Below are 11,596 nucleotides of genomic sequence, written 5' to 3' on the forward strand. Positions count from 1 at the left end.
GCCGAGGAGCGCGCCGCGGCGGAGAAGGCCGCCTCCGGCCGTGCCGCATCRGCCGCGAACGCCTTCGGCGCCGCGGGTGCCAACGGCGCCCAGGGCGAGGACGCCGACCCGCTGGCCGGCTTCGACCCCTCGAACCTGCCCAAGGGCTTCGAGAAGTTCCTCGGCAAGAGCTGACCTCCGGACCGGCGCAGTGTGACCTCCGGCACCATCCCTCACGGCGCCTGCGCGCGCCGGCCTCCAGGGTGACGATGGTGGTGGGACAGGGAGATCACTCATACCCCGAAGAAGGTGGCCCTCGATGACTACAACCACCCGACCGGACGCGGTTCTCGCGACAGCGGACAACGACGTCCCGTCGCCTCCGCAGCCGACCCCGAAGAAGAAGCGGCACTGGGTCATCCCGGTCGTCGTGGGCGCCGTCGGCTTCGGCGCCGGTGTCGCCGTCGGCTCCAACCTGACGTGGCGGTTGTCCATCTGGTGGAAGCCGAGCTGACGGTGGGAACGTCGACGTTCCTCGGTAGCTGAGCCGACCGCCCACGTGTGCTGCCGTGCCCGGCCGGGCGCTGCGGCACACGTCCGCGTGGCTGGGCCTGCCCAGGGCGCCCCCGTCCACGCCGTGGTCGCGTCGTGGGCTCGATCGCCTGAGCTCACTCGCGCCGGTCCTCCTGACGGTCACGGCCGGAGGTTAGGGTCGGAGCCATGAGTGCACCGGTGCTCCACGTCCGCGGTCGCGTGCTCGTCGGTCCCGACGAAGGMGTCGACGAGCTGTGGGTCGTCGACGGCCGCGTGTCGTTCACGCCACCGGCCGGGGGTGCCGACGTGCAGACCCTCGAGGGGTGGGTGCTCCCGGGCCTGGTGGACGCCCACTGCCACGTCGGGCTCGGCCCCCACGGCGCCGTCCCGCGACACGAGGCGGAGCAGCAGGCGATCACCGACCGCGACCGCGGCACGCTCCTCATCCGCGACGCGGGGCAGCCCGGTGACACGCACTGGGTCGACGAGCGCGAGGACCTGCCGAAGATCATCCGCGCCGGTCGGCACATCGCCCGCACCCGCCGCTACATCCGCAACTACGCCCACGAGGTCGAGGAGGACGAGCTCGTCCGCCTCGTCCGCCTCGAGGCACGCCGGGGCGACGGCTGGGTCAAGCTCGTGGGCGACTGGATCGACCGTGACGTCGGCGACCTGGCCCCGAGCTGGTCACGTCAGGCCGTGGCCGACGCGATCGCCGCCGCGCACGAGGAGGGGGTCCGCGTCACGGCGCACTGCTTCGGTGAGGAGTCCCTGCGCGATCTCGCCGCCGCGGGAATCGACTGCATCGAGCACGCGACGGGACTGTGCGAGGACTCCATCGACACCTTCGCCGAGCAGGGCATCGCCATCGTCCCCACCCTCGTCAACATCGCCCAGTTCCCCGACCTCGCCGAGCCGGCCAAGGCGAAGTTCCCGAACTACCACCGCCACATGCTCGACCTTCACGAGCGGCGCTACGCCACCGTCGGCGCGGCGCACGAGGCCGGCGTGCCCATCTACGTCGGCACCGATGCCGGCGGCAGCCTCCCGCACGGGCTCGTCGCGCAGGAGATGGTCGAGCTGACGAAGGCGGGGCTCACGAACGCCGAGGTCGTCTCCGCGGCGACGTGGGGCGCCCGCGAGTGGCTCGGCCGACCCGGGATCGTCGAGGGCGAGGACGCCGACCTCGTCGTCTACGCGTCCGACCCGCTCGCCGACGTCACCGTCGTCGCCGACCCGCTGGGTGTGGTGCTGCGAGGTCGCGTTGTCCGCTGACGACGTGGCCGAGCCCGCCGCCGGCACACGGCCGTTCACCGCCACGGGGGAGCGCGTCCAGGTGCGGCCGCCGTCGCGGGCCGACATCGAGGCGTATGCCGCTGCCGTGACCCTCTCGGAGCGGCGCCTCGCGGACTTCGCCATGCCCGACCCGCACAACCTGCCGCTGGTCCTCGACAACCAGTCACCGACCTACCGCACGTTCATGGTCCACGCCCTCGAGCCCGAGGGCTCGCACGGGCTCGTCGGTCGCATCAACGTCGCCAACGTCGTCGGGGGCGCCTTCCGCAGCGCGACGGTCGGCTACGACTCCTACGACCCGTATGCCGGTCGCGGCCTCTTCGCTGAAGGCCTGCGGCTCGCGCTGGACCTCGTCTTCGCCGACCCGCCGCAGGGGATGGGGCTGCACCGCGTCGAGGCGAACATCCAGCCCGCCAACCACCGCTCCGCCGGGCTCGTGCGGTCGCTCGGTTTCGTCCACGAGGGTTTCTCGCGGGACTTCCTCCACCTGCCCGGCCTCGACGGTCGACGGGCCTGGCGCGACCACGACCGGTTCACCCTGCTCTCGTCGGACTGGCCGTCCGTGCCCTACCGCTCGCACGGTCACCGGCGGATCGTCTGTGTCGTCAGGGCCGCCGCGGCCGCCACGGACGCCAGTGACCTCACGGACGTCGGCGGTGCCGGCCTGCTGCGCCACGGCGGCCCGAGCCTTGCCGCGGCGGTGGCCGCTGAGCTCGGCGTCCCGCTCTTCTCGTCGTCCGTCGTCGCGGACACGACAACGCTCTTCGAGCTGCTCCGTGTGTCGCCGGTCGGCGGGGTCGTCGAGTGTCGGCTGGACGGGCCGGAGCTGCGGACGGGCCTTGCTCGTGCGGGCTGCGAGCCCTCCGGGGTGCCGGTCATCGAGGGTGGCCCCGGCGTCTCCCGGCGGGACGTCGTCCGCCACGCCCTGGCGGTGCGTGCCGCCCACGCCTGAGGGCGCGGGCGGCATACGCGCGTCCTCACCGGGCCCGTGTCCGGAGCACCCCCTCCGGTCTGGCAGAATGGAGGGCTGTACCCGTCCGGCCCCCTCTCGGCTGGACCGGACGCCTACACACCGAGCGTCGGCACCCCGGCTGAACCCAGCCGGTCTCGCCGCGCTCACTACTGGTTGAGGAGACCGCCACCATGGCAGTCAAGATCCGTCTGAAGCGCATGGGCAAGATCCGTGCACCGTACTACCGCGTCGTCGTCATGGACTCGCGCACCAAGCGTGACGGCCGTGCCATCGAGGAGATCGGCAAGTACCACCCCACCGAGCAGCCGTCGCTCATCGAGATCGACATCGAGCGCGCGCACTACTGGCTGGGCCAGGGCGCGCAGCCGACGGAGGCCGTCGCCGCGCTCATCAAGATCGTCGACGASGGCAAGCTCCAGACCAAGGAGCCGAAGACCCCGAAGAAGGACCTCTACGAGGCTGCGGTCGCCGCCGCCGGTGGCAAGAAGGACGCCGGCACCGACGGCCCGACGCCGCGCAAGAAGGCCGCGAAGAAGGCCGAGCCGAAGGCTGACGAGGCGAAGGCCGACGACAAGGCCGACGACAAGGCCGACGACAAGGCCGCCGACAAGGCCGACGACAAGGCCGACGACAAGGCCACCGAGGCTCCGGCCGAGGCTGCTGCCGACGACACCGCGAAGGCCGAGGCCTGAGCATGCTCGAGGAGGCGCTCGAGCACCTCGTCAAGGGCATCGTCGACCACGACGAGGACGTCGTCGTGCGCCGCAAGGAGCTGCGTCGCGGTGAGCTGCTCGAGGTCCGGGTCCACCCCGACGACCTCGGCCGCGTCATCGGCCGCTCCGGCCGCACGGCGAGCGCGCTGCGCACCGTCGTCGGCGCCCTCGCGGGCAACAACAACGTGCGCGTCGACATCGTCGACACCGACCGCGCACGCTGAGCGCCGACGACTCCAGCCGAGTCACCGAGAGGGGCGCCCCGGATCTGCCGGGGCGCCCCTCTCGCGTTCCCGCAGCGGCTTGCTGCCACTGGTCTCCTGCCGTCGCCAGAACTGAGAGGATTCGGCCCATGAACGTCGTGCTCGCCCGCATCGGCAAACCCCACGGTCTGCTGGGAGAGGTGACCGTCCAGCTGCACACCGACGACCCCGAGACGCGGTTCGCCGTCGGCACCATCGTCGCGACCGAGGCCGAGCCGGGGTCCGGCGTGCCGACGGCGCTCACCATCGCGTCGACACGCGTCCACCGCGGCATCTGGCTGCTCACCTTCGAGGAGATCCCCGACCGTACCGGCGCCGAGAGCCTGCGCGGCACCCGCCTCGTGCTGCCGGAGTCCGACCCCCAGGCCGAGGACGAGGCCTACTACGAGGAGGACCTCGTCGGTCTCGAGGTGCGCGACAGGAGCGGCGAGAAGGTCGGCACCGTGAGCGGGCTCGAGATCGGCCCGGCACAGGACCGCCTCGTCGTCACGCTCACCGACGGGGTCACGGCATACGTCCCGTTCGTCAAGCGCATCGTGCCCGTCGTCGCCGACGACCACGTCGTCGTCGACCCGCCGCCCGGCCTCTTCGACCWCTACCGCGAGGGCACCGAGTGACCGTGCCCGAGCAGCGGCCGGCACACCCCGGTCGTCCGGCGCACCCCGCGCGGCCGGCCATGCGTGTCGACGTCGTCTCCATCTTCCCGGACTACCTCGCCCCCCTAGACCTGTCGCTCATCGGCAAGGCGCGTGAGGACGGACTGCTCGACGTCCGCGTCCACGACCTGCGCGACTTCACCCACGACCGCCACCGCACCGTCGACGACACCCCGTACGGCGGGGGAGCGGGCATGGTCATGAAGCCGCAGCCGTGGTCCGAGGCGCTCGACCACGTTCTCGCACAGCGCAACCCGGAGGGTGCGAAGCCGCGGCTCGTCGTCCCCGGCCCCGGCGGCCAGCCGTTCACGCAGGCGCTCGCGCGCGAGCTCGCGCAGGAGCCGTGGCTCGCCTTCGCCTGCGGCCGCTACGAGGGCATCGACGAGCGGGTCTACGACCATGCGCGTGAGGACCTCGGTCTCGAGGTCTCGGTCGTCAGCCTCGGCGACTACGTCCTCAACGGCGGCGAGGTGGCCGTCCTCGCCATGGTCGAGGCGGTCGGGCGCCTCGTCCCCGGCGTCATCGGCAACGCCGAGTCCCTCGTCGAGGAGTCGCACGAGGACGGCCTGCTCGAGTACCCCATCTACACCAAGCCCAGCTCGTGGAACGGTCGCGAGGTCCCGCCGGTGCTGCTGTCGGGCAACCACGGCGCCATCGCGGCATGGCGCCACGAGCAGCGGCTCGCGCGCACCGCCGCCCGCCGGCCCGACCTGCTCCACGCCTCCCACGGAGCCCCGGGGGACCAGGACGTCGACATCCGCGCCGCGACGCCGGGCGACGTGCCCGAGCTGGCCGTCCTGATGCGCGCCTGCTGGGTCCAGGAGGCGGTCGCCAACCACACCCTCGACATCCCGGCGCTCCACGAGAGCCTCGACGAGGTCAGGGCCAGCCTCGACACGACGCAGACGTGGGTGGCCCGCAGCGGCGGCCGCCTCGTCGGCGCGGTACGGACGTCTCGGCCGTCGCCCCCGGGTGACGACTGGTCCATCGGGCGTCTCTGCGTCGTCCCGGACCTCCAGGGGCGCGGACTCGGCCGACGCCTGCTCGAGCACGCCGAGTCGACGGCACCGGACGGCATACGCACGTTCACGCTCCACACGGGCGCCCGCAGCGCGGAGAACCTGCGGATGTACAAGAAGGCGGGCTACCGCCTCGTCGACGCGGAGCCGCCCGTCCCGGGCGCCGTCACGCTCGTCAAGCGCCGCCGCTGAAGGACGCCGCTCAGGAGACGAGAGCGGTGCCCAGGTCGGTGGGCAGCAGGAGGCGCCGACGGATCAGGGTCGCCTGCACCCCGGCCGTGATCGACTGCGTCGCCATGATCGCGAAGAGGACGAGCACCTGGGCGGTCGCCGCCTGCACTGCGCTGCCGCCTCCCAGCATGACGCCGATGAAGGCGCCCGGCAGCGTGACGATGCCGGACGTGCGCACCTGGTCGAGACTCGGGACGATCCCCTCGGGGACCCGTCTGGCGATGATCTCGTCGATGGCCTGGCTCGCGGTGAGCCCGAGCGAGAGTGACGCCTCGTACTGCCCGTGCTCCTCGCGCAGGGCCGCGAAGGTGCGCCGCCCGACGAGCGTGTGCACGGTCATGGTGTTGCCGATGACGATGCCTGCGACGGGGATGACCGCGATCCCGGTCAGCGGCACCGAACCCGTGGCCAGCACGATGGCCACCACCGGCACGACGCCGCACGCCATCGCGGCGGCGGCCCAGGGCCACGTGCGGGGAGCGCCCACCCGCTTGGAGGTCGTGACGACGGCGGTGGCGAACATCGCGCCCACCGCGAGGAACGACCACCACAACGAGCCGACCACGGCGGTGATGACGAGCGCCACGAGCGACAGCTGCACGACCGCCCGGGCGCCGGCGACCGCCGAATGCCGCTCGAGACCGATGCCGCTGACCCGGTTGGCGACCACGGTCACGGCGAGGAGGATGGCGAGGCAGAGGTAGACGGGCCAGCCGGGGGAGACGCTCACGGGCCCACGCTAGGGCACGCCCCGCCCCGAGCCGTGACCGCCGATTTCTGGTATGCCGGGTGCTCTGGCAGACTTGCTCCTTGCGTCCGACACATGACGGCCCCTGCCACAGGGGGAGTCGGGTCACCACTCCGCACCACCAGCACGAACCAGCTCGACCGGTGACTCGACGCGGCCCGACGGATGCGACCCACACCTTTGTGACGAGTGGCCTGTGGCACCCAGGAAAGCGAAGCATCATGCACACGTTTGACGAGATCAACGCCGCGTCGCTGCGCTCGGACGTTCCCGAGTTCCGCGCCGGCGACACCCTCAAGGTCCACGTCAAGGTCATCGAGGGCACGCGCTCGCGTGTCCAGGTGTTCCAGGGCGTCGTCATCCGTCGCCACGGTGGCGGCATCGGCGAGACCTTCACCGTCCGCAAGATCTCCTTCGGCGTCGGCGTCGAGCGCACCTTCCCGCTGCACACCCCGGTCATCGACAAGATCGAGGTCGTCACCCGCGGTGACGTGCGTCGCGCGAAGCTCTACTACCTCCGCGGTCTGCGCGGCAAGGCCGCCAAGATCCGCGAGAAGCGCGACAGCATCCCGGCCAAGGCCGGCGCGAAGAGCTGACGACCTGCTGACGCGGTCGTCCGTCTAGGCACGAGAGGCGCGGTGGACCCCGAGCGGGGCGTCCGGAGGAGATCCGGGACGCCCCCCGAGACGGGGTCGGCCGCGCCTTCGTCGCGTCCGCCGGGGCCGTCGACGTCGACGTCGATGTCGAGGTCAACGTCGACATCGCGCAGACGGCGGTCACGGGCGTCTGCCGCCGCGCACCGCCACCGGTGGCTGCTCGGTCCCGCGCTGCTGGTGCTCGCGGTCGTCGTGCTCCGCGCCTTCCTCGTGACGCCGTTCGGCATCCCCAGCTCGTCGATGCAGGACACGCTGCTCGTCGGCGACCGCATCCTCGTCACTCGCACCACCTCGCCGGCCGACCTCCACCGCGGCGACATCGTCGTCTTCGACGCGTCCCGGGCCTTCCACGTCCGGGTCCCCGAGCGCGGGATCCTCGAGTCGCTCGTCGACTCCGTCCACGGCCTCGCCGGCCAGGGGCAGCCGACCGACTACGTCAAGCGTGTCATCGGCCTGCCCGGCGACCACGTGCGGTGCTGTGCGACGGACGGGCGCCTGGAGATCAACGGGGTCGCCGTGACCGAGCCGTACATCGCGGCGGGCGAGAAGCCGAGCAACCTGACCTTCGACGTGACGGTCCCCCCGGACCGGCTCTGGGTCATGGGCGACAACCGGGGCTCGTCTGCCGACTCACGCGCCCACCTCGGTGACCCGGGTGGCGGCATGGTGCCGGGGGACGACGTGGTCGGCAAGGTTTGGGTGCGATACTGGCCGCTCGATCGGCTCGGTCCTGTCGATGCAAGTGCACCCGTCCCACGAAATGGTGAGTGATGTCGCAGTACACCGGACGCCCCGAGGACCCGACGCGCGGGCGCCCTGCTGACGACACCGACGACCTCGACGACGACTACGACGACTACGACGAGCCTCGCAGCTTCGGCGCGACGGTCCTCGCCGGCATCAAGGAGCTCGTCATCGTCGTCGTCCTCGCGATGGCGCTCTCCTTCGTGGTCAAGACCTGGCTCTTCCAGGCCTTCTACATCCCGTCCGGCTCGATGGAGAGCACCCTCGTCAAGGACGACCGCGTCATCGTCAGCAAGCTGACGCCGGGCCCTTTCGACCTCAAGCGTGGCGACGTCGTCGTCTTCGAGGACCCGGGCGTGCCCAGCCCCTGGCTCGGCGGCCTCGGCGAGACGCACAGCACCGTCGGTGGCCCGTTCCACGAGGCGCTGGTCTTCGTGGGGCTGCTTCCCGAGGACTCGGAGAACCACCTCATCAAGCGCGTCATCGGCCTGCCCGGCGACCACGTCCAGGCCGAGGGTGACACCGGCAAGATCAAGGTCAACGGCGTCGAGATCACCGAGCCCTACGTCAAGCCGGGCGACTTCCCCAGCGAGGGCAAGAAGTTCGACATCACCGTGCCCGCCGGTCGCATCTGGGTCATGGGCGACCACCGCAGCGACTCGTCCGACAGCCGCTGGCACGACGACGGGACCGGGGCCACGGGCTCCGTGCCGATGGACAAGGTCGTCGGCCGCGCCCTCTTCGTCGTCTGGCCGATCGACCACGTGACGTGGCTCGGCGTGCCGGCGCGCACCTTCTCGCAGGTCCCGACGGCCACCACTCCGTCGACCAAGCCCGCGCCCAAGTCCACGGTCAACCCGAGCCACGGCGCCACGTCGAGCGCGTCGGCGACGAAGCCAGCGGCCGGCTGACCGGCGCGCCCCGCACCATGGCACGTCCTGCACCCTCCAAGAAACCGTCGCTCCGGGTCGAGCGTGCCCTGCAGCGTTCCGGACACCGCCTGCTCGCCGGCATGGACGAGGTCGGTCGGGGTGCGCTCGCGGGCCCGGTCAGCGTCGGCGTCGTCGTGATCGACGAGACCGTGCGCTCGGCGCCGATCGGGGTCAAGGACTCCAAGCTGCTCACCGAGCGGGCCCGCACGGTGCTCGTGCCGCGCATCGAACGGTGGGCCGTGGCCCACGCGGTCGGCCACGCGAGCGCCGACGAGATCGACGAGATCGGCATCATGGCGGCGCTGCGCCTGGCCGGTCTGCGTGCCCTCGGCGCCCTGGGTGTCGTGCCCGACCTCGTCATCCTCGACGGCAACCACGACTGGCTGACGGCACCGACCGAGATGGGGCTCTTCGCCTTCGCCCACGAATCGGGGCCGACGACCCCGCCGGTCACCACGATGATCAAGGCCGACCTCAAGTGCTCGTCGGTCGCTGCCGCGAGCGTGCTGGCCAAGGTGGAGCGGGACCAGATGATGGTGGCCCTCTCGAGCGACCACCCGGCATACGGCTGGTCGCTCAACAAGGGCTACTCCGCCCCCGAGCACATGGATGCCCTCGCGCGCCTGGGGCCGTGCGAGCTGCACCGTCGCTCGTGGCGCCTGCCCGGCGTCTACGTGGGCGGCCCGGTCGAGGTGTTGAATGAGGGCACGGAGACGTTCGCTCCGGAGCCCGCCACGGCAGAGCAGACAGGGACGGCGATCAGGTGAGTTCGGAAGATCTCGAGAAGTACGAGACGGAGATGGAGCTCCAGCTCTACAAGGAGTACCGCGACGTCGTCGGCCTCTTCACCCACGTCGTCGAGACGGAGCGACGCTTCTACCTCGCGAACTCGGTCGACGTGAAGGTGCGCAGCGACGGCGGAGAGGTCTTCTTCGACGTGACGATGGCCGACGCGTGGGTCTGGGACATCTACCGCCCGGCGCGCTTCGTCAAGAACGTCCGCGTCGTGACGTTCAAGGACGTCAACGTCGAGGAGCTGCCAAAGCCCGACATCAAGCTCCCCGAGAGCGGCGACTTCAGCTGACGCCCTGCGGCGCCGCCGCGTCGTCCACACCCCCTCGCCCACGACGTATGCCGTCCACAGCCGGGCGCTGACGGGTGTCCTGCCCGGCCGGTCGCCGGGAGGGTGGTCGGCATGGACCTCTCCACCCGCGCCCTCGGCGACTACGGCGAACGCCTTGCGTGTCGCTACCTGCTCGCGCAGGGCCTGACGATCCTCGACCGCAACTGGCGGTGCGTGCGGGGCGAGATCGACGTCGTCGCGGTCGACGGCCGTGAGCTCGTCGTCTGCGAGGTCAAGACGCGCACGACGGAGGCCTACGGCGCACCCTTCGAGGCGGTGACGTGGAGCAAGCAGCGTCGGCTGCGGCGGCTCGGCGGGCTCTGGCGCGACGACCACGCCGATCTCGTGCGCGGTCTCGCCCTGCGCATCGACGTCATCTCCATCCTGCGACCGCCGACCGGTCGGGCCCACCTCGAGCACCTACGGGCGGTGTGCTGATGGGGCTCGGGCGCACGACATCGGTCGGGCTGCGCGGGGTGCACGGTTTCGTCGTCGACGTCGAGGCACACGTGACCCCGGGGTTGCCGGGCTTCGCGATCAGCGGCCTGGGCGACTCGGCCGTCAAGCAGTCCTCCGACCGCATCAAGGCCGCAGCCGCCCTCATCGAGAAGATGCCGGTGAGCCAGCGCCGCGTCACCGTCAACCTGTCCCCGGCGGGAGAGCGCAAGGTCGGCACCGGCTTCGACCTCGGCATCTTCATCGCCGTCGCCGCCGCGATGGATCTCGTCCAGGTCGGCGTCGTGCGCGACGTCGTCCACATCGGCGAGGTCGGTCTCGACGGCACCGTGCGTCCGGTGCCGGGGGTGCTGCCGCTCGTGCGAGCGGCCTCCCTCGTGGGGGTGCGGCATGTCGTGGTCCCGGTCGCCAACGCGGGCGAGGCGCGCCTCGTGTCCGGCGTGCAGGTGCACCCGGTGGCCGACGTCACGGAGCTCGTCCGGCGCTACGCCGCCCTCGGGAAGGGACGTGGCGTGGCGGAGGTGCCGGTTCCGCTGGTCGCCGCACCGCCACCGGAGCCCGTGCGTGACCTGAGCGAGGTGGTGGGCCAGGCCGACGCCAAGCTCGCTCTCGAGATCTCGGCTGCCGGAGGGCACCACCTGCTGCTCGCGGGTCCGCCCGGCGCCGGCAAGACCATGTTGGCCGAGCGGCTGCCCGGGCTGCTCCCGGCGCTCGGTGAGGCCGAGTCGATGGAGGTCACGGCGATCCACTCGGTGCTCGGAGCACTCGGGTCCGGGCACGATGCGCGGCTCATCACCCGGCCACCCTTCGTCGCCCCACACCACGGCGCGTCGCAGGCCGCGGTCATCGGCGGCGGCAGCGGACGCATCCGCCCCGGTGCGATCACCCAGGCCCACCACGGGGTCCTCTTCCTCGACGAGACGCCGGAGTTCGACAAGGGCGTCCTCCAGGCGCTGCGCACGCCGCTGGAGTGCGGTTCGGTCTCGATCGCCCGGGCTCAGGAGACGGTCACCTTCCCGGCGCGCTTCCAGCTCGTGATGGCCGCCAACCCGTGCCCCTGCGGCAACGGGTGGGGCAAGGGCCTCGACTGCACGTGCACCCCGCTCATGCGTCGGGCCTACTTCGGCAAGCTGAGCGGGCCACTGCTCGACCGGGTCGACCTTCAGGTCCACGTGCAGCCTCCGGGGCTCTCGCTGGCAGGCGCCGCCCCGGCCGAGCCCACGGCCTCGGTGGCCGCACGGGTGGCGGCCGCCCGCGGGGCGCAGGGCGAGCG

Annotated in this window: 15 protein-coding genes; 14 read left to right on the forward strand and 1 reads right to left on the reverse strand. The window is 71.8% G+C overall.

Going from position 1 to position 11,596, the window contains the following annotated elements; genetic code table 11:
- The first annotated feature begins 298 nt into the window (after positions 1 to 298).
- The 7 genes from AC1DP0_RS09895 to trmD all read left to right on the forward strand — a co-directional run bounded on the left by AC1DP0_RS09895 (position 299) and on the right by trmD (position 5,625).
- Positions 299 to 493 (forward strand): hypothetical protein, encoded by a 195-nt coding sequence (locus AC1DP0_RS09895; protein WP_478084154.1) that lies wholly within the window; start codon positions 299 to 301, stop codon positions 491 to 493.
- A 206-nt stretch (positions 494 to 699) separates the two neighbouring features.
- Positions 700 to 1,788 (forward strand): amidohydrolase family protein, encoded by a 1,089-nt coding sequence (locus tag AC1DP0_RS09900; RefSeq protein WP_478084156.1) that lies wholly within the window; start codon positions 700 to 702, stop codon positions 1,786 to 1,788.
- 4 nt (positions 1,789 to 1,792) lie between these two features.
- Positions 1,793 to 2,761, forward strand: a complete 969-nt coding sequence (locus AC1DP0_RS09905; RefSeq protein WP_478084158.1) for a GNAT family N-acetyltransferase — start codon at positions 1,793 to 1,795, stop codon at positions 2,759 to 2,761.
- A 191-nt stretch (positions 2,762 to 2,952) separates the two neighbouring features.
- Complete coding sequence (gene rpsP / locus AC1DP0_RS09910; protein WP_478084160.1) at positions 2,953 to 3,474, forward strand: 30S ribosomal protein S16; 522 nt, start codon at positions 2,953 to 2,955, stop codon at positions 3,472 to 3,474.
- 2 nt (positions 3,475 to 3,476) lie between these two features.
- On the forward strand, positions 3,477 to 3,719 hold the full coding sequence (locus tag AC1DP0_RS09915) for an RNA-binding protein (protein ID WP_030146663.1): 243 nt from the start codon (positions 3,477 to 3,479) through the stop codon (positions 3,717 to 3,719).
- Positions 3,720 to 3,847: 128 nt separating this feature from the next.
- Positions 3,848 to 4,375: a ribosome maturation factor RimM gene (gene rimM, locus AC1DP0_RS09920; protein WP_478084161.1), complete on the forward strand. Its 528-nt coding sequence runs from the start codon at positions 3,848 to 3,850 to the stop codon at positions 4,373 to 4,375.
- A gap of 59 nt (positions 4,376 to 4,434) precedes the next feature.
- Positions 4,435 to 5,625, forward strand: a complete 1,191-nt coding sequence (trmD, locus tag AC1DP0_RS09925; RefSeq protein WP_478084164.1) for a tRNA (guanosine(37)-N1)-methyltransferase TrmD — start codon at positions 4,435 to 4,437, stop codon at positions 5,623 to 5,625.
- Positions 5,626 to 5,635: 10 nt separating this feature from the next.
- Here trmD and AC1DP0_RS09930 read toward each other — a convergent pair whose 3' ends face one another.
- Positions 5,636 to 6,394 carry an ABC transporter permease gene (locus tag AC1DP0_RS09930; protein WP_478084165.1) on the reverse strand — a complete coding sequence of 253 codons (759 nt, stop codon included), beginning with the start codon at positions 6,392 to 6,394 and terminating at the stop codon, positions 5,636 to 5,638.
- A 239-nt stretch (positions 6,395 to 6,633) separates the two neighbouring features.
- On the opposite strand from AC1DP0_RS09930, the gene rplS reads away from it, so the two are divergent.
- From rplS to AC1DP0_RS09965, 7 genes are all read left to right on the forward strand, one after another.
- Entirely contained in the window at positions 6,634 to 7,008 is a 375-nt protein-coding gene (rplS, locus tag AC1DP0_RS09935) for a 50S ribosomal protein L19 (protein ID WP_478084167.1), read from the forward strand.
- A gap of 144 nt (positions 7,009 to 7,152) precedes the next feature.
- Entirely contained in the window at positions 7,153 to 7,839 is a 687-nt protein-coding gene (lepB, locus tag AC1DP0_RS09940) for a signal peptidase I (RefSeq protein WP_478084169.1), read from the forward strand.
- A complete protein-coding gene (gene lepB / locus AC1DP0_RS09945) occupies positions 7,839 to 8,723 on the forward strand; it encodes a signal peptidase I (RefSeq protein ID WP_478084171.1) in 885 nt (294 codons plus the stop codon). Before lepB (AC1DP0_RS09940) ends, lepB (AC1DP0_RS09945) begins: the two co-directional genes overlap by 1 nt.
- Positions 8,724 to 8,740: 17 nt before the next feature.
- Positions 8,741 to 9,511: a ribonuclease HII gene (locus AC1DP0_RS09950; protein WP_478084173.1), complete on the forward strand. Its 771-nt coding sequence runs from the start codon at positions 8,741 to 8,743 to the stop codon at positions 9,509 to 9,511.
- The gene (locus AC1DP0_RS09955) at positions 9,508 to 9,828 is read left to right on the forward strand and encodes a DUF2469 domain-containing protein (protein WP_030146655.1); all 321 of its coding nucleotides are present in this window, start codon (positions 9,508 to 9,510) and stop codon (positions 9,826 to 9,828) included. The genes AC1DP0_RS09950 and AC1DP0_RS09955 overlap by 4 nt, the downstream gene beginning before the upstream one ends.
- 111 nt (positions 9,829 to 9,939) lie before the next feature.
- Positions 9,940 to 10,305, forward strand: coding sequence for a YraN family protein (locus AC1DP0_RS09960; RefSeq protein WP_478084175.1), 366 nt, complete (start codon positions 9,940 to 9,942; stop codon positions 10,303 to 10,305).
- Positions 10,305 to 11,596: YifB family Mg chelatase-like AAA ATPase (locus AC1DP0_RS09965; protein ID WP_478084177.1), on the forward strand; the 1,292-nt coding region annotated here is incomplete at its 3' end. The genes AC1DP0_RS09960 and AC1DP0_RS09965, both read left to right, overlap by 1 nt.

Source organism: Terrabacter sp. P5_B1, from assembly GCF_056400505.1.

Excerpts from the sequence above, each read along its gene's own strand:
- AC1DP0_RS09895 (WP_478084154.1), top strand. The coding sequence starts at position 299 with ATGACTACAACCACCCGACCGGACGCGGTTCTCGCGACAGCGGACAAC.
- AC1DP0_RS09915 (WP_030146663.1), top strand. The coding sequence starts at position 3,477 with ATGCTCGAGGAGGCGCTCGAGCACCTCGTCAAGGGCATCGTCGACCAC.
- trmD (WP_478084164.1), top strand. The coding sequence starts at position 4,435 with ATGCGTGTCGACGTCGTCTCCATCTTCCCGGACTACCTCGCCCCCCTA.
- rplS (WP_478084167.1), top strand. The coding sequence starts at position 6,634 with ATGCACACGTTTGACGAGATCAACGCCGCGTCGCTGCGCTCGGACGTT.
- lepB (WP_478084169.1), top strand. The coding sequence starts at position 7,153 with ATGTCGAGGTCAACGTCGACATCGCGCAGACGGCGGTCACGGGCGTCT.
- lepB (WP_478084171.1), top strand. The coding sequence starts at position 7,839 with ATGTCGCAGTACACCGGACGCCCCGAGGACCCGACGCGCGGGCGCCCT.
- AC1DP0_RS09950 (WP_478084173.1), top strand. The coding sequence starts at position 8,741 with ATGGCACGTCCTGCACCCTCCAAGAAACCGTCGCTCCGGGTCGAGCGT.
- AC1DP0_RS09960 (WP_478084175.1), top strand. The coding sequence starts at position 9,940 with ATGGACCTCTCCACCCGCGCCCTCGGCGACTACGGCGAACGCCTTGCG.